Raw genomic sequence first — 17712 nt, 5'->3', positions numbered from 1 at the left:
TTAAATCTTTATTCTACGGTGACCGATTTCGCCAAGTTACGTGGCTGATCGACGTCGGTTCCACGTAATACCGCGACATGGTAGGACAATAGTTGCACCGGGATACTGTAAACAATTGGAGCAAGGATCGGGCTGATACTTGGGACATGTACCACGTGTTGACGGTCTTTTTCTTTAATGCCACTGTTTTCATCAGCAAAAACAAATAACTCACCACCACGGGCTTGAACTTCTTCCATATTGGATTTGAGTTTATCTAGCATGTCATCTTGAGGGGCAAGAATCACCACAGGCATGTCATTATCAACTAGAGCTAATGGGCCATGTTTGAGTTCACCTGCAGCATAACCTTCAGCGTGGATGTATGAAATTTCTTTCAGTTTTAAAGCGCCTTCAAGTGCAATAGGAAACTCTGTACCACGACCGAGGAATAGGCAGTGTTGTTTTTCTACAAACAATTCAGATAAACGCAAAATATCTTTATCTTTTTGCAGGGTGTCTAAAATTACTTTTGGTGTATGCCATAAATCAGTAATGATCGCGCTGGTTTTTTCATCGCTAATACTTTGTTTCACTTGACCAATTTTTAAAACCAACAGCATAAGTGCTGCAAGTTGAGTAGTGAAGGCTTTAGTCGAGGCAACCCCAATTTCTGGCCCAGCCAAAGTGAGTAAACTATGGTTGGTTTCACGAATCATTGAAGAGGTTGCAACATTACAAATGGTCAGGGTGGCAATGTTTAGGTTTTTTGCAGCAGCACGTTTTTGTGTGTCACGAAGCGCAGCCAAAGTATCGGCAGTTTCACCTGATTGAGAAATACACACATAGAGTGTGTTATTCACAATCACCGGGGTGCGATAGCGGAATTCACTGGCAATTTCAACCTGGCAAGGTAAATCAATCAGTTGTTCGAACCAGTATTTTGCGATCATGCCGGCATGGTAGCTAGTACCACAGGCAATGATTTGTACTTGTTGAATTTTTTCAAAATCAACCACAGCATTTTTTAAAAAATCTTCACGTAAAACATTTCCGTTTAATGCTTGGGAAATGGTTTGTTGAATCGCTTCTGGTTGCTCATAAATTTCTTTGAGCATGTAGTGTTTGTATTCACCTTTCGATGAATTGCTCACAGTCGCATCTAATTCTTTAACAGGACGCTCAACCAATTGACCATTTACAAATACTTCAATGCTATTACGGGTTAAACGTGCAATATCACCTTCTTCAAGGTAAATAAAGCGGTTGGTAATTGGAAGTAAAGCTAGCTGATCTGAACTGATAAAGTTTTCACCAATCCCGACACCAATCACCAAAGGTGAACCTTCACGCACGGTAATGAGTTCATCAGGATGATCGGTATGTACAATCCCGAGTGCATAAGCACCTTTGAGTTGCGGAACAACTTGTTGTACTGCAGTTAAAAGGCTAGAAGTCGATTTCAATGCATCATTGACTAAATGTGCGACAACTTCGGTATCGGTTTGTGAAGTAAATACATAACCGAGTGCTTCTAGATCATCTTTAAGTTCTTGATAGTTTTCGATGATGCCGTTATGAACAACAGCCACCGTGCCTGAAATATGTGGATGAGCATTATCTTCAGTTGGTTTACCATGCGTTGCCCAACGAGTATGGGCAATACCGAGTGAACCTTGAATATCAGCTTCTGCTACTGCCTGTTCCAAGTTGACGACTTTACCAACACGGCGTTCACGCAGTACATGGCCGCCATTAATCAGCGCCAGACCTGCCGAATCATAGCCACGGTATTCCAGGCGTTTTAAGCCTTCAATTAAAATATTGCTAATATTACGTTCAGCAACGCCACCGACAATTCCGCACATATTTAAATCCTCTTATTTTTTCAGTTTTTGGGGGCGTTGATAGTTTTCTTTAGCCACTTGTTTTGAACGTTCAAAAGCTAAGCTATTCTCGGCAACATCACGGGTAATCACCGAGCCTGCACCAATGGTTGCACCATTGCCAATGCTTACAGGGGCAACCAGTGAGCTATTTGAACCGATAAAAGCAGCATCGCCAATAATGGTTTTATATTTATTTGCACCGTCATAGTTACAGGTAATGGTACCCGCACCAATATTTGAACCTGCACCGACTTCAGCATCACCCAAATAAGTGAAGTGATTGGCTTTAGACCCTAGACCAATGCTTGAATTTTTAACTTCAACAAAGTTACCAATATGCACTTCGTTGGCAAGTTTGGCACCTGGGCGTAAACGTGCAAATGGACCAATTTGTGCATCCGAACCCACCACAGCATTATCAAAGATGCTATACGGTTGAACTTTGGTGCCGGATGCAATCACAGTATTTTTGATCACACAGCCTGCACCAATTTCAACATCATCACCAAATTCGCAATCACCTTCAATGATCACATTGATGTCAATACGAACATCTTGACCAACTTTTAAGTTGCCACGTAAGTCAAAACGAGCAGGGTCGATTAAATGCACGCCTTGCTGCATGAGTTTTTTTGCTTGATAGCTTTGGAATTCACGTTCTAATGCTGCCAGTTGAACGCGGTCATTAACCCCTTCAACTTCAAAAGCAAGTTCTGGTTCAACAGAAGCAACTTCCAAGCCATCTACAATCGCCATAGCAATAATGTCAGTCAGGTAATACTCGCCTTGCGCATTTTCATTCGAAAGCTTGGGTAACCATTGATGCAATTTGGCATTGCTGACACAGTAAATACCGGTATTAAATTCTTTAATTTTACGTTGTTCATCATTAGCATCTTTATGTTCAACAATGGCTTGAATCTGACCATTTTTACGAACGATACGACCATAACCTGTTGCATCATCAACAGTTAAAGTCACAATACCAATGCCTGTTTGTGCTGCAGCATCAAGTAGACGTTGTAGTGTCTCTTGAGTCACACACGGTACGTCACCTGAAAGGATAAGAGATACACCTTCAGTAGGAAGTACAGGGAGTGTTACTTTTACGGCGTGACCTGTCCCGAGTTGTTCTGCTTGTTCAACCCATTGCACATTTTCTTGTGCGAAAGCTTGCTGTACTTTATCGCCACCATGACCATAAATGGTAATAATATTTGCCGCATTGAGTTTTTTTGCCGTTTCGATGACATGACCCAGCAAAGGACGTCCTGCAAGGGGTTGTAATACTTTCGGTAAATTAGAACGCATACGTGTCCCTTTACCTGCAGCAAGAATAATAACGCTAGTAGACATCTGTAATCCTACAATTTTTAGCTTAAGCCATCATGAACAATAAATAAATGTAAATGCATAGTGCAGCCCAAATGCCGGCGATAATATCGTCAAACATAATGCCAAAGCCGCCACCGATTTGACGATCGATCACGCGAATAGGCCAAGGTTTCCATACATCAAACAAACGAAATAAGGCAAATCCAACCAATACCCATAACCAGCTCATGTGCCCTAAATAAATGAGGGGTAAAAAGGTAATGGATTGCCCGGCAAACTCATCCCAGACAATGCGACCATCATCATGAACACCCATAACTTTAGCGGTTTGCCCACAAATATAGATGCCCACAAGGGACATCACAAAAATAGCCAAGATGGAATTCACAAATCCCAATGCCAGCCAAATAGGAATAAACAGCAATGCGAAAGCGGAACCGAATGTTCCTGGGGCTTTGGGAGCCAGTCCAGAACCAAATCCCACACCACAAAACACGATGCAGCGGTTTGACCATGACATGCTTTTAAAATTGATGCTGGGTTTATGCAAAGTGTTGGTATCCATGAAATTGCAGCGAATGATCTACGCCATTCTGCACAAAAGTTAAGCCTTTTTGTTGGGTGATTTGTCCAATCTTGGTAATGTTGACATCTAATTGTTGTTGCAAAAGTTTTTCATAATTTTGCGGGCTTATTGTAAAGCATAATTCATAGTCGTCGCCACCCGCGAGTGCGTATTGCCATTGCTTTTCTTGTTGTAATTTTTTTAAAGCGGCATCAATTGGTAGTTGGTCTAAATCCAAAGTTGCACCGACATGCGATGCTTTAAGGATATGCCCTAAGTCTTGGGCTAAGCCATCTGATACATCAATCATGCTTGATGCCAAGCCTTTTAATTTTTGACCGAGCTGACAACGTGGTGTTGGATAATCCAGACGTTTTTGTAATGGATGACCCAAATGAGCTAGCCCAAAAGCTGCATCGCCAACGGTTCCACTGACACAAATAAAGTCACCCACTTGAGCGCCAGAACGTGTTACGGCTTGACCTGTTTCAATCCAGCCGAGGGCAGTGACTGAAATGGTCAGATGAGGACTTTGCGTGGTGTCACCACCAATTAAACTGACTCCAAATTGATCGCAACAATCATATAAACCCTGACTAAAGCCTTGCAGCCAGTCATGATCAATTTGGGGTAAGCTCAATGCAAGAAGAATACTATGCGGTTTGGCACCCATAGCCGCAATATCAGATAAATTGACAGCAACAGATTTCCAGCCAATGGCATGTGGGTTGGTATTTAAGGGGAAATGTCGACCGGCAACCAAAGTGTCGGCACAGATAACCAATTGCTGGTTGGGTGGGGGAGTGAGCAAGGCTGAGTCGTCACCAACACCTAAATCGACAGAATTGACATCGGTAGATGTAACAGTCTGACGATTGAAATAGGTGTCAATAATCGAAAACTCAGCCATACAACAAATCTACTGAAAAATTAGTCGGCTTGTTGCTTTTCTGCTGCACGTAAGCTTGCTGCTAAACGGTCCAATACACCATTGATGTATTTATGGCTGTCTGCACCGCCAAAGTGTTTAGCAAGCTCAATCGATTCATCTAAAACGACGCGATATGGAATTTCAAGATGATCTTTCAATTCATAGGCACCCAGACGAAGGGTCGCGAGTTCAACGCCATCAAGGGCGCTAACTTCGCGGTCAAGCACCGGGATTAAGAGCGCATCCAATGCTTCATGATTGGCAACCACTTGAGTCAACAATTCATGATAATAGCCGAGATCCACTTTGTGCATGGCATTTTCCACACGCGTACGTGCTTCAATCTCATGCACTGGATTGTGGCTCATCTGCCATTCATAAATTCCTTGTACAGCAAAGCGACGTGCTTTACGTTTCGCTGCATAAGTTGCTTGAAGTGTTTGCGACATAGCGTTAAATAGCCTTTAACAAGTTAACCATTTCAATCGCAGTAAGGGCAGCTTCACCACCTTTATTACCTGCTTTTGTTCCAGAGCGTTCAATCGCTTGTTCAATACTATCCGTAGTTAATACACCGTTGATCACTGGTAAGCCAGTGTCCAGGCCAACAACGCCTAAACCTTTAGCACATTCACCCGCAACAAAGTCAAAGTGAGGCGTGCTACCACGAATCACGGCGCCAAGTGCAATGATCGCATCAAAACGATCTGAAGCGGCAAGTTTTTTTGCAACCACAGGAATTTCCCAAGCGCCAGGTGCGTGAACAACAGTGATATTATCCTCTGATACGCCATGACGTTTCAACGTATCAATTGCACCTTCTAGCAAATGTTCAACAACAAAGCTATTAAAGCGACCCACTAAAATCGCGTAACGGCCTTCGCTCGCGAGATGTAACATACCTTCAATACGGCGAACTGCCATAGCAACCTCGATTATTTCTTAAGTTGTTTGATGTGCGGTGATGTATTCCACCACTTCTAAGTTAAAGCCAGATAGCGCGTTGAAACGTAATGGAGAGCTAAGCAACTTCATTTTTTCAACACCTAAATCACGTAAAATTTGTGCCCCAACACCAATCGTTTGATATTGCTGTGAAAGGGCAGCATTGGATTTTGTTGGTTTTGGCGCAGTCAAGCTGTCCAGTGCAGGACCCAAATCCTGTAAATGGCGTTGACCAATCCAGACCAAAACACCGCGATCACTGTTTGCAATTTCTTTCAGTGCACGGTCTAAGTTCCATGCCGGTGCGCCGTCAATTTTATTGAGCTTAAGTAAGTCGCGTGCTGGATTAAAGCCATGTACACGAACAGTGGTCACGCCGTCTTTTGGTTGACCTTTCACTAAAGCTAAATGAACGTCTGGGTTACCAATTTCGCGGTAACGATATAAATCAAATGTACCGTATTCTGTATCAATGCTTTGTTGGTCAATACGTTCAACCGTTTGTTCATTGGTCATGCGGTAATGAATCAGATCGGCAATGGTACCCATTTTCAAACCATGTTTTTCTGCGAAAACTTCAAGGTCGGGACGGCGCGCCATGCTGCCATCTTCATTGATAATTTCACAAATGACAGATGCTGGCTCAAGACCTGCTAAGCGAGCAAGGTCGCAACCTGCTTCGGTATGACCGGCACGGTGCAATACGCCGCCTGGCTGCGCCATCAATGGGAAAATATGTCCGGGTTGTACGATGTCTGCCGGTTTTGCATGTGCCGCAACTGCAGTTTGAATCGTGTGTGCACGTTCAGCAGGAGAAATACCTGTTGAAATACCTTGCGCTGCTTCAATCGACAATGTGAAGTTGGTGCCGTGTTGTGCACCGTTCGCATCCACCATTAAAGGTAGATTGAGTTGCTGGCAACGGTCGCGACTAAGCGTTAAGCAAACTAAACCGCGCGCATGCGTAATCATAAAGTTGATGTCTTCTGCACGTACGTGTGTCGCCGCAATGACTAAATCACCTTCATTTTCACGATCTTCATCATCCATCAGGATGACCATTTTTCCTGCACGGATATCTGCTACGAGCTCTTCAACGGTATTGAGCGGCATCAACCTTCACCTTCTTTTTGTCTCAAATGACATTTTGCTTGCATTGGTTGCTGCATAGTCTAACGTGTTTTGACGTCATTTGCCTATGCTTATTGATTTCCCTAAACTGCCCATTGTTATACACAGTCGTGGAATGCTTGAAAAGAGGACTTTATTTTAAAAAGCCGTGATTATGCCCAATCTTTAAGCAGTTGAAATACATAAATAATGACAAGCTTATGCAAAATGGTGATGATTGATTAGATTTTAAACTGTTATTGCATAAAAAAAGCGCTCTATCTTTCGATGAAGGCTTTTTTGAAATTTTTCATTCGTGAACTGATGAGTTGTAAAATCAGGCTTGGTTGGATAGATACATTTTTGTCTATGACAAAGTTCAGCAGATGAATGGAATTTACGACAAACGAATCAGGAATTACAAGTACAAAATAAAGTTCAATTACAGATTATCTGATTAATATTTAAGCTTTTTTATGTGACTATCAATTGGGTCAGAAGAATAAACTTATCTTTAGTCGAATAGGCTTATCCATTATTAGGGTTAACTAATAATCTACTTTATAAAGATTAGGGATGCCGGTATGATGTCATCCACATATTTAACTTAATATGATTCACTAATAAAAAGCTTATATACATGGAATTTCCAGAACAACATCAACTGAAAAAACTACCAAGACTTGAGCCACGTGGTGGCTTAAATGTAATGCAGGCTGCTATTCGTGCACTCTTATTAAGGGAGTTACAAACTCGCTTTGGTCAATACCGTTTAGGATATTTATGGGTCTTTCTAGAGCCCTTATTAACCATTGGGATCATGGTGATACTGTTTGGTACAGTCATGCAAAGAACATTACCCGGTATGGATTATTTGGTCTTTTTAATTAATGGCATTATTCCCTTCTTTATGTTTAGAACAGGAGTGACGCTTGGAATTAGTGCAACCGAGTCAAACCGAGGGCTGTTTAGCTATCGTCCAGTAAAACCGATCGATGCTTTGCTCGCGCGTAATATTCTTGAGTTTTTGCTGAAATTTACGGCTTATATCGCTTTTACTGCAGCATTTGTATGGTTTGGCTATAGCATCAGTTTTGAACAGATTCCGCAGCTTTTGGGCTATTGGGCGCTATTATTTATATTTATGCTGGCATGTAGTCTTATTTTTATTGTGATTGGCGATTTTTCACAAGAAGTGGGTAAATTTCTTTCAGTGTTTTTTTTAGTTCTTTACTTCCTGTCTGGCATTTTGTATTCCATCCATATTATTCCAGTGGAATATCGTGAATACCTATTATATAACCCGCTGATTCATATCTTTGAGTTAATGCGGCATGCTGTTGCACCTACCTATAGTTTAGTACCAGGGATTAGTTTAAGTTACTTTGTATTATGGATGATTATATCTTTATTTATCGGATTACTACTGTATAAGCGCTTTGAACGCCATATGGTGAAATCAAAATGATCGAATTAAAAAATTTAACAAAATCATATACAACACCCAAAGGCCGGCATTATGTCTTTAAAAATTTAAATGCTTTTTTACCCGAAAATAAAAGTGTAGCTCTATTGGGTAAAAATGGTGCAGGCAAGAGTACCTTGCTGCGTGTCATTGGTGGGATTGACTATGCTGATTCTGGCAGGGTTATTACCAATAAAACGATTTCATGGCCAGTGGCATTGTCAGGTGGCTTTCAAGGCAGCCTAACAGCCAGACAGAATGTTCGTTTTGTCGCCAGACTTTATGTAAATAGTCACGATGAAGTCGAACATGTAGTAAATTTTGTTGAAGAGTTTGCTGAAATTGGTAAATACTTTGATATGCCGATGAAAAGTTACTCGAGTGGTATGCGTAGCCGGATTGGTTTCGGTTTGAGTATGGCTTTTAATTTTGATTATTACTTGCTGGATGAAGCGGGTGCTGTAGGGGATGCATCTTTTCGGAAAAAGAGTCAGGCTTTACTCGATGAACTCAAAGAAAATTCAAATATTATTATGGTTTCTCACGACTTAAAAGATTTAACTCGTAATTGTGATGTAGCTTTCTTGGTGAGAGATGGCAAAGCAGAATATTTTGATAATGTACAAGATGCAGTAGAGGTATATAAAGCGTATGCAAGCTAAAATAAATAAGCGACTTTGGATCGCCTATACCTGCTGTGTTCTCATTCCGGTATTGATCATTGTATTTTATCTTTTTTCCTTTGCTAAAGATCGTTATCAATCTTCTTCTATAGTACTGGTGAAGCAGGTGGCCGATACCCCAGTTGTTGATGCCTCAGGAATAGGTGCTTTGTTGGGAGTGCCAAATACCAGTCGAGAGGATTCTCAAATTCTGAAGGAATATATTAGCTCTCGCGATATGATTGAGCAGTTAGATCAAACGCTGAATCTGCGTCAGGAATTTTCATCAGTCAGAGACCCAATCTTTGCACTGCCTAAAGATGCTTCAGTGGAAGACTTGGTCGAATACTTTAATAAAATGATTAAAGTTGAGCTTGATGAGCAAACCATGATGTTGCATGTGCATGCCCAGGGTTTCTCGCCACAGTTCTCACTAAAACTCAATCAAGAAGTGCTTAAGCAAAGTGATCAATTTATTAATGAAATTTCACAGACCATCGCGCAAGAACAGCAAGTATTTGCACAGAAACAGTATACGGAAGCAACGGCACAGTTAGATGAGGCACGTCAGGCGGTACTCGAATATCAAAATGAAAATGAAATTTTTGATCCTGAATTACAAGCAAAAGCTGTCGCTACATTGATTGCAGGCTTGCAAAGTAGTCTGGCGCAAATGAAAACCGAAGAACGGACTTTACTCAGTTACTTGACCCCTGAAGCCCCTCAAGTAGTGGCTTTACGTAGTCAAATTGCAGCACTACAACAGCAAATTAATACTGAAAGCTCAAAACTGACTTCACCGAATAATTTAAAGCTCAATAAAAATGTCGCTGATTTTGAAGCACTCAAAGCGCAAGTTGAATTTGCAGCCGACCTTTATAAAATTTCCCTAGTATCTCTTGAAAAAGCACGTTTAGAAGCTTCGCGTAAGCTGAAAAAATTAGTGGTCATTGCGACACCACGTTTAGCCCAAGATGCTTTATATCCACGAAAAGTGTATATCAGCCTGACCTCATTTATTTTATTGAATATAATTTTTGGTATTGGATTGCTGATCCATTCAATTATCCGTGAGCACAGAGAATAAATTATGAAAAAAATTGCTTTATTATCAGTTTTATCATTGGCATGTGCGACGGAAACTTATGCATTTGAACCAAGTTTACTGCCAACCGAAGTATCTCAGGCCTTTAATGGCGGAAATTTCGATACTGCAAGTACTAATAATGCCCCACTGTTAACTAGCCAGTCTGTGGTTGAGCTTTCTCCAAGCAGCTCAATGAAATACCCAACTCAAAATAAGATGTTTGGTTCGCAGCTTTTTAAAGGGGCTTTTGCCTCAACGGCGGGGTCGACCTTCAATAGCAATTATCAAATTAACCCGGGCGATAATATTAATTTACGTCTATGGGGCGCCTATCAGTTTAACGGCACTCAAACAGTCGATCCACAAGGCAATATTTTTATTCCGAATGTCGGGCCGGTCAAAGTAGCGGGTGTTCGTAATGGCAATCTGCAATCGGTAGTTGAAGCGCAAGTACGCCGTATTTATGTCTCTAATGTCGGGGTATATGCTGCTCTTGAGCAAGCTCAGCCAGTAAAAGTGATGGTCACCGGCTTTGTTAATCAACCGGGTAATTATGGCGGCGTGGCTAATGATAGTGTGATTGCTTATTTGGATCGTGCAGGTGGGGTAGATCCAGAGCGTGGCAGTTATATTGATATTAAAGTAATGCGAAATGGACAAACGATTCAGCAGGTCGATTTATACAACTTCCTGTTACAAGGTCAAATTCGTCCTTTTTCCTTCCGTGATGGTGACGTGATTGTCGTAGGACAGCGTACCCATACCTTTAATGTATCGGGTGAAGTCTATAACCAGAATGATTTTGAGTTTAATTCACCCGCAGTCACGCTGGCACAGGCATTGGCATTTGCCAAACTCAAACCAGGGGCGACCAATGTCAGTATTCAACGTCGACAGGGTGCAGAATACCGCAGTGAATATTACTCGCTGAGCCAAGCTTATAACGTAATGGTGGAAGATGGAGATATTGTCACTGTTACGGCTGACCGTTATGCAGGTACCATTCAAGTACGTGTTGATGGTGCACATAATGGTGCCCACGCTATTGTATTGCCTTATGGAGCCAAGCTCAGTGATGTCCTGACGCAACTGCAACCGAATGTTTTGGCTGAAGTTGAATCTTTGCAATTGTTTCGTCCTTCTGTGGCCAAGCGGCAAAAAGAAATGTTGAATGTTGCCTTAGATAAGTTAGAGGAAACCACATTCAATGCCCGCTCAAGCACTCAGGAAGAAGCAGCTTTGCGTTTACGCGATGCAGAACTGGTCAAGCAGTTTATTATAAAAGCGCGTCAAGTAGAGCCTAAAGGGCAGGTGGTACTCAATCCAGATACTTTTCAAGATGTGATATTGGAACAAGGTGATATTTTACATATTCCAGAAAAAACATCAGTGATTATGGTACATGGGGAAGTTGCTTTCCCTAATGGTATTGAATACAGAAATGGATTGAGCGCCAAAAATTATATTGAGCAGGTAGGCGGCTTTAGCCAAAAATCGAATAAATCCAAAGTGATTGTGATTCGTCAAAATGGTAAAGCTGAACTTGTACGTAAAGGTGAGAAAATTCAGCAAGGTGATGAGATCTTAGTATTACCTAAAGCTCAGACCAAAGGGATTGAGCTTACTCGTGGTATTACACAAGTATTATATCAAATTGCGGTTGCTGCAAAAGTGGCTTTGGATTTATGAAAGTAAAATAATTTCAGTTAATTTTTTATAATACTGAGATAAACATAAATGAATTTATTATAGATTGAATTCATTTAAATTAATAGATATACCTTAGGGTAACTATGTGTTTATGAAAATTGGTTGATATTCATTTAGTTTTCTAAAAGGTGAAAGTAATCTTGAAAAAATAGATTTATTAAATTACTTGGTGGAAATTTATAATTTTTGTAAGAAACGGAAAAATAAATTATTCACCCAATATAGAATTTTATTTTATTATTTATATAAGTGTATTTTAATTTCTAAGGTGAAAATCTGTATATTATGTTGAATTATTTTATTATAATTAAGATATATAGAGAGAGTTATATATAAATTATGAAATTTTTATTAGGAATAAGAACAAATAATGTAGATTACCAAACTATTAGTTTGTTAAGTTACTATAAGTCAAATGGCATTGACTGTATTTTATGTATTGATGAATTGAAAGAAGAATATGCTAAATATGATTTAGAAAAAATATCAATTAATAGTGATTTTATTAAAGAAAATCAACTAGATATTAGTATAAGTAAGCCTTTGCTATGGAATTGTGGAGATTATTTTTTATATGGAATGTTCAGTAAGTACCCAGATTATGATGGTTACTGGTTATTGGAAGATGATGCATTAGTAAAGCACGAAAATCTAAAGGAATTTTTAAGTAAGCCAATCAGAGAAAATGTAGACTTTAGTGCTAGTGCCATGAACTTATTGTCAAAAGAAAAAGATTGGGAATGGAAAAAATCTATTCAAAAAACTCTTAATATTGAAGAAGTATATGCATGTTTATTTAGTGTCGTATTTGTCTCTAGAAGATTTGTGGAAGAAGCATTTAAAAAAAGAGTAGAAAATTGTAAGATTTTCAAATCTGATTATTCTGATTATTTATATCCTAATGATGAAGGATTTATGATGAATTATCTAGATAAAAATAAATTTAAATATAAGTCCCTAAGAGATATCTACGGATTTTTTTATACAAATAATTTGAAATTTTCTTCAAGTGGGGATGTATTCTATTTTAATCAACTTCTTTCTAATAATGATAGTGGATTTTATCATCCCATAGTTATTGATCAAGAAATTTTGAGTAGTATAAGTAGGGATATTAAAATTAATAAAAAGCAAAAAAAAGATATATCTGATGTTTTAAATAAATATAAAATAGATTTAAGTGGGTTGAATTCTGAAGTGAGTAATAATAAATTTTTTTGTTTTATATTTTATGGTTTAGGTACAAATAAAAATTTAATAAAAAATCTTTTAAAACCAACATCTGTTTTTTTTATAGAGGAAAATATCAGTGATGATAAATTTTTTGAAGAATTAAAGAATATAGTTGAAAATAATGATAAATTTTATAGCTTTATTTTGATTGATAGGGATGTGGAAATAGCGAATAAAAACTATTTGAATTTTTTTTCCTATCCTGCTTTATCCAATGATAAGATTAAAATTTATTATAATAAAAAAAATAAAATGGTAGATAAGAGATTCTCTATTTTTTCTAGAAATAAAATTGAAGATTTTAAAAAATTTTTAAATAATAACTATGATATTGATAATTTAGATTTTTTGAATAATTATATTGAAATTGAGGAATACTTTAATTTTAGAAAAAAATAAAATAATTTTATTATGTAGAATAGAAGTTATTTGATGTTTTTTATAAAAATAAATTTTGTAATTAAAAAATAGCAAGTAATTTTTTAAAATATTACTTGCTATTTTTATTTAAATAATAAAACTATTTTATTATTTTTGCTATTGGTCTTAAGAAATTATATTTACTTTCTTTAAAAAAAAGATTAGGGTTTCGTACAAGTTTTCGTAGCTTTCTTCTAGATCTTAAAAACTCAGTATCTAATATTAAATTTAATACTTTATTATTTTCATTAATTGGCTTTGCTTTTAATGGTTGCTTATTGGTTTTTAAATAATTGTAAAACTTATATTCATTAAATAAAATTGATGATTTAATATCAAATTTATTATTTTTGAATTTTTTTTCAATATAGTTGGGAATACGTATAATATAATAATTAATAGATTTTATTTTTGTTACTTTGGATTTTTCATTCTTATTTTTTGTATAGGATTCCCAATGGGCATAGCTATAAAAATTTTGAGATAAGTAGAAATAAAATTTCTTAACTTTCTCTGAATCAATTGGTCTAATATTTTTTAATAATAATATTAAATTATTATAATCATTAAATTTATAATTAACACCATCTATTTTATAAAAACATTGACCATAGTAAAATACCGGTTTAAGAAATGCTTGAGCAATTAGACCTACTCCAGAATTAAATACACTAACTGCAGTGCTAGCTTCTAAAAGATCGTTTATATGATAATTATCTCCACAGATTGTATTTTTACATTCAAATTTTTCTAATGATAAAGGGTGATTTTTATATACTAAAACCCAATCCTTTGGTAATTCTTCCGCTAGACTCATTAATTGCTGTAAATAATTACTGTAGGTAAAACTATCTTCTGAAAAATATGTAGTAACAGTATCATCGGAGAGTTGAAGTGGGCAAAATAGTATTTTTTTATTACCTGTACTAAGTTTTAATTTAGTTAATGCTCCTCCCTGTCTAGAATTTTGTTTTTCAAGAGCTGTATCTCCAAATCTAATATTTTTGATATAGTTACTAACAATATCATTCTCTTCTTCAGTAAGCTTTCTATCCCATTTTTCTTGGCTATAGCTAGTGCTTTCTACACATAAACCATTTTCATCGAAATATATTGTATTTGGAAGGGCACCTCGTTCAGCAACAATAACTTTGATTTTGACTTTTAATAAAGCTTTATATACTTCTAATCTCCATAAAGTTCCATAAGGGTTCCAAATAATAACTATTTCTGGATTTAGATTATTAATTTTGTCGATATATTCTTGTGGTGTCAAATCAATATTTTCTTCTATAAAATAAGGATTTTCTAAACACTCTATTAATTGATTATTATATAAATGTGGATTATACCCTAGAATTATTTGAACTGGTTGATTGGTTTGAAAAGTGTTAGGTAAGATATTACTTTTAAAGTACATTAAAGCTTTTTCTTTAGCTAATTGAATATTATTTTTAGATAAGTCTGAACGCCAAGATAGCTTCTCATGATACAAGTGATACCCATATAAGCCATGATTTTGGACGTATTTTCCAATAATTTTATATAAAGATCTCCAGCCTTCAAAGACACTAACATCATTTAGATTTTGATTAAATGTTTTTTCAAAGAAATCTGGTTTATCTATTAATTTATTTTTTAGTAAGAGTTTGAAAACAAAATCTCTATCTTCTCCTCCCCATCCTGAAAAGTCTTCATCAAATCCCCCTACACTTAGAATTTCCTTCTTCTTTGCAAAAATGACAGAAGTTACAGGTGCAAATGATTCTATATAATTATTACTTAAATTAGGTTTGGGGTCTTCAAAATGCAATGCAGATAGAATTTTAGGAATATAATATTCAATATTTTTAGCACTTAAGATATTTTTACTAATATTCTCTTTTAAATAGATAACAGGCACAGTTATAAAGTTTAAAGGGGTATTGTGCAGATTAGCTAAAATATCCAATAGTGTTGGGTAGTGATTGCTAGGATATACTAAGTCAGCATCTTCGAAACCTATCCATTCAGTATTGGCATGTTGTATACCTACATTCCGAGCTCTAGATAAGGAGAATTGAGAATCTTTTGTATCTAAAAAGATATATTTATAGTTGTTTGATTTGCAATATTCTTCGATTTCTATAGAAGCAATAAGTGAACTACCATCATTTACGATAATTATTTCTATCTTATCATTTTTTTGATTCAATCTGAAATCTAAACGCTTTTTATAGAAATCAAAAACATCACATCTTAAGCAAATAATTAAAGAAACTTCTTTCATTGGAATTCTCAATTGATATTAAAATTTTTTAAGAAAATAAATTTTTATATTATAATGTTTTTATTTGAAAATATCTTTTTCTGAAATGTAAAAAATTAATTTATTTGATAATTTAAAAAGGAAAGAAATTTGTATTTTTCAAAAGGAATCAAAAAAATACCTGCCTTAAATTGCTTCTTTAGCCAAAACCAAAATATTACAGCAGGCTGGGGGCGTAAAAAAAGCTTTTTTAAAGCCAAAGCTCATGCTGAAAAGACAGGGACTCAGCTTTTATGCCTAGAAGACGGCTTTATCCGTTCTCTAGGTTTAGGCAAAGATGGTTATGCACCTCTTTCCCTTGTCGTAGATGAAATAGGGATTTATTTTGATGCTTTACAAACATCTGACTTAGAGCAGCTAATCCTTCAATCCGAAAAGGAAGAATTAAATCTACGGGCTACACATGCCATTCAGACCATTCTGAATCAAAAAATCACTAAATATAATCAACAATTCAAAAAACTTGATCCTTCTCAGTTTTCAAAAACAGCAAAAAATATACTGGTTGTCGATCAAACTTTTGGCGATCAATCGATTAAATATGCGGGTGCAACTCCTGAAATATTTAAACAAATGCTAAAACAAGCATGTCTTGATCATCCAGATGCAATAATTTGGGTAAAAACTCATCCAGATGTGATTGCAGGAAAATCAAAGGGGCATTTTTCAACAGCTGATTTAAATCATCCAAATATAAAAATTTTAATTGAAAATTATAATCCTATTGATCTACTTTCACTAATTGATGAAGTTTATGTTGTAAGTTCTCAATTGGGCTTTGAAGCTTTAATGTGTGACAAAAAGGTTCATTGCTTTGGTGTTCCTTGGTATGCAGGTTGGGGGCTAACCAATGATAAGTTTGCTCCTTTAGAGATTCTTCAGGGACGCAGAGGAGTTAATCGTTCCTTAGAACATCTTTTTGCCTGCGCCTATATGAAATATGCGCGTTATGTTTCACCAGTCACACATAAATGCTGTGAGTTGGAAGAGATTATTGCCTTACTTATACCGAATATTAAAGTACAAGCCACTTTACCCTTAAAGCTGACCGCCTATGGTTTTAGTGCTTGGAAGAGGAAATTTATACGAGATTTCTTAGCTTTTCCAAAAGTTGAAATTAATTTTAAAAACTTCTTCAAACCAAATCAGAATGATCATATTTTAGCTTGGGGGAAAAAAGCAAAACTGTTAAAAGATAAAGGCTATAAAAATGTGATAACAGTCGAAGATGGTTTTATTCGTTCGATTGGTCTGGGTGCCTCCCTGATCCGTCCCTGTTCTTTGGTGTTTGATGATGTGGGTATTTATTATGATGCAACACAGCCTTCTAAAATAGAAAATTTACTAAAAACCACAGAATTAACCTCTACCCAGTATGAGCGTGCCCAGAATCTGCGTGATTTATTGGTTGAACTCAATATTTCCAAATACAATGTAGGTGTAGCTAAAAAGTTAACTAAACCCTCAGAAGATCAAAAAATTTTATTGGTCATTGGTCAGGTTGAAGATGATATGTCGGTGCAATTGGGGGGAGTCGAAATAAAGACAAACCTTGCTTTGCTTAAAGAAGTTAGACGCAATAATTCAAAGGCATATATTATTTATAAGCCTCATCCTGATGTTCATGCTGGCCTTAGAGTGGGCAAAATTGAAGAGCAGGTCGTGTTGCAATATGCCAATCAAATTGAATTGAATTCTTCAATTTTAGAATGTTTTGAAATTTGCGATGAAGTGCATACAATTACTTCATTAAGTGGTTTTGAGGCATTGTTAAGAGGGTTAAAGGTTTATTGTTATGGTATGCCTTTCTATGCGGGTTGGGGCTTAACACAAGATAAATTTCAGTGTGATAGACGAAATAAAAATTTAGACCTTGATACTTTGGTGTATGTGACACTTGTAGAGTATGCGGTATATAATATCGAAAAGACTACAAGTATGAATATCCCACTCGTTTCTCCTGAAGATGTTATTTTATACATTCAAAGCCAGATGAATTTTCCAGCTGAAACTTCAAAAGAAACATGGAAGGATATTTTTTTAAAATTTAAAAAAATTCAGAATAGGTAAAAT

14 protein-coding genes are annotated in these 17712 nt (G+C 36.6%); 6 read left to right on the top strand and 8 right to left on the bottom strand.

Features of this window, described 5'->3' with window-relative positions; translation table 11 throughout:
• Window positions 1–8 precede the first annotated feature (8 nt).
• From glmS to ribBA, 7 genes are read right to left on the bottom strand one after another with little or no spacing between them, the layout of a single operon-like run.
• Window positions 9–1847 (bottom strand): glutamine--fructose-6-phosphate transaminase (isomerizing), encoded by a 1839-nt coding sequence (gene glmS, locus HLH14_RS11605; protein ID WP_171533102.1) that lies wholly within the window; start codon window positions 1845–1847, stop codon window positions 9–11.
• Between the two features lie 12 nt (window positions 1848–1859).
• A complete protein-coding gene (glmU, locus tag HLH14_RS11600) occupies window positions 1860–3224 on the bottom strand; it encodes a bifunctional UDP-N-acetylglucosamine diphosphorylase/glucosamine-1-phosphate N-acetyltransferase GlmU (protein ID WP_171533101.1) in 1365 nt (454 codons plus the stop codon).
• 22 nt (window positions 3225–3246) lie between these two features.
• Window positions 3247–3768, bottom strand: a complete 522-nt coding sequence (locus tag HLH14_RS11595) for a phosphatidylglycerophosphatase A family protein (RefSeq protein WP_171533100.1) — start codon at window positions 3766–3768, stop codon at window positions 3247–3249.
• On the bottom strand, window positions 3746–4678 hold the full coding sequence (gene thiL, locus HLH14_RS11590) for a thiamine-phosphate kinase (RefSeq protein ID WP_171533099.1): 933 nt from the start codon (window positions 4676–4678) through the stop codon (window positions 3746–3748). Before thiL ends, HLH14_RS11595 begins: the two co-directional genes overlap by 23 nt.
• 20 nt (window positions 4679–4698) lie before the next feature.
• Window positions 4699–5148, bottom strand: coding sequence for a transcription antitermination factor NusB (gene nusB / locus HLH14_RS11585; RefSeq protein WP_067725795.1), 450 nt, complete (start codon window positions 5146–5148; stop codon window positions 4699–4701).
• Window positions 5149–5152: 4 nt separating this feature from the next.
• Entirely contained in the window at window positions 5153–5623 is a 471-nt protein-coding gene (ribH, locus tag HLH14_RS11580; protein ID WP_171533098.1) for a 6,7-dimethyl-8-ribityllumazine synthase, read from the bottom strand.
• Window positions 5624–5641: 18 nt separating this feature from the next.
• The gene (gene ribBA, locus HLH14_RS11575) at window positions 5642–6757 is read right to left on the bottom strand and encodes a bifunctional 3,4-dihydroxy-2-butanone-4-phosphate synthase/GTP cyclohydrolase II (protein ID WP_171533097.1); all 1116 of its coding nucleotides are present in this window, start codon (window positions 6755–6757) and stop codon (window positions 5642–5644) included.
• 637 nt (window positions 6758–7394) lie between these two features.
• Between ribBA and HLH14_RS11570 the strand changes: the two genes are divergently transcribed.
• The 5 genes from HLH14_RS11570 to HLH14_RS11550 all read left to right on the top strand — a co-directional run bounded on the left by HLH14_RS11570 (window position 7395) and on the right by HLH14_RS11550 (window position 13310).
• A complete protein-coding gene (locus HLH14_RS11570; protein ID WP_131271078.1) occupies window positions 7395–8222 on the top strand; it encodes an ABC transporter permease in 828 nt (275 codons plus the stop codon).
• Window positions 8219–8881: an ABC transporter ATP-binding protein gene (locus HLH14_RS11565; protein WP_067725801.1), complete on the top strand. Its 663-nt coding sequence runs from the start codon at window positions 8219–8221 to the stop codon at window positions 8879–8881. Before HLH14_RS11570 ends, HLH14_RS11565 begins: the two co-directional genes overlap by 4 nt.
• A complete protein-coding gene (locus HLH14_RS11560) occupies window positions 8871–9968 on the top strand; it encodes a capsule biosynthesis protein (RefSeq protein WP_067725803.1) in 1098 nt (365 codons plus the stop codon). Before HLH14_RS11565 ends, HLH14_RS11560 begins: the two co-directional genes overlap by 11 nt.
• A 3-nt stretch (window positions 9969–9971) precedes the next feature.
• Window positions 9972–11657 (top strand): polysaccharide biosynthesis/export family protein, encoded by a 1686-nt coding sequence (locus tag HLH14_RS11555; RefSeq protein ID WP_171533096.1) that lies wholly within the window; start codon window positions 9972–9974, stop codon window positions 11655–11657.
• A gap of 360 nt (window positions 11658–12017) precedes the next feature.
• A complete protein-coding gene (locus tag HLH14_RS11550; protein ID WP_171533095.1) occupies window positions 12018–13310 on the top strand; it encodes a hypothetical protein in 1293 nt (430 codons plus the stop codon).
• A gap of 121 nt (window positions 13311–13431) precedes the next feature.
• On the opposite strand, the gene HLH14_RS11545 is transcribed toward HLH14_RS11550, so the two are convergent.
• Entirely contained in the window at window positions 13432–15600 is a 2169-nt protein-coding gene (locus HLH14_RS11545; protein ID WP_171533094.1) for a glycosyltransferase, read from the bottom strand.
• Between the two features lie 129 nt (window positions 15601–15729).
• On the opposite strand from HLH14_RS11545, the gene HLH14_RS11540 reads away from it, so the two are divergent.
• On the top strand, window positions 15730–17709 hold the full coding sequence (locus HLH14_RS11540; protein ID WP_171533093.1) for a capsular polysaccharide biosynthesis protein: 1980 nt from the start codon (window positions 15730–15732) through the stop codon (window positions 17707–17709).
• Window positions 17710–17712 lie beyond the last annotated feature (3 nt).

The sequence above is a fragment of the Acinetobacter terrae genome (genome assembly GCF_013004375.1).
Taxonomy (GTDB): domain Bacteria; phylum Pseudomonadota; class Gammaproteobacteria; order Pseudomonadales; family Moraxellaceae; genus Acinetobacter; species Acinetobacter terrae.
The sequence above is the reverse complement of the archived record's forward strand: the minus strand, read 5'-3'. Positions and strand labels throughout refer to the sequence as shown.

Coding starts and splice junctions, on each gene's coding strand:
- ribH (WP_171533098.1), bottom strand. CDS start 5,623: ATGGCAGTTCGCCGTATTGAAGGTATGTTACATCTCGCGAGCGAAGGC.
- HLH14_RS11545 (WP_171533094.1), bottom strand. CDS start 15,600: ATGAAAGAAGTTTCTTTAATTATTTGCTTAAGATGTGATGTTTTTGAT.
- HLH14_RS11595 (WP_171533100.1), bottom strand. CDS start 3,768: ATGGATACCAACACTTTGCATAAACCCAGCATCAATTTTAAAAGCATG.
- glmS (WP_171533102.1), bottom strand. CDS start 1,847: ATGTGCGGAATTGTCGGTGGCGTTGCTGAACGTAATATTAGCAATATT.
- glmU (WP_171533101.1), bottom strand. CDS start 3,224: ATGTCTACTAGCGTTATTATTCTTGCTGCAGGTAAAGGGACACGTATG.
- HLH14_RS11550 (WP_171533095.1), top strand. CDS start 12,018: ATGAAATTTTTATTAGGAATAAGAACAAATAATGTAGATTACCAAACT.
- HLH14_RS11555 (WP_171533096.1), top strand. CDS start 9,972: ATGAAAAAAATTGCTTTATTATCAGTTTTATCATTGGCATGTGCGACG.
- thiL (WP_171533099.1), bottom strand. CDS start 4,678: ATGGCTGAGTTTTCGATTATTGACACCTATTTCAATCGTCAGACTGTT.
- ribBA (WP_171533097.1), bottom strand. CDS start 6,757: ATGCCGCTCAATACCGTTGAAGAGCTCGTAGCAGATATCCGTGCAGGA.
- HLH14_RS11560 (WP_067725803.1), top strand. CDS start 8,871: ATGCAAGCTAAAATAAATAAGCGACTTTGGATCGCCTATACCTGCTGT.
- nusB (WP_067725795.1), bottom strand. CDS start 5,148: ATGTCGCAAACACTTCAAGCAACTTATGCAGCGAAACGTAAAGCACGT.
- HLH14_RS11570 (WP_131271078.1), top strand. CDS start 7,395: ATGGAATTTCCAGAACAACATCAACTGAAAAAACTACCAAGACTTGAG.
- HLH14_RS11565 (WP_067725801.1), top strand. CDS start 8,219: ATGATCGAATTAAAAAATTTAACAAAATCATATACAACACCCAAAGGC.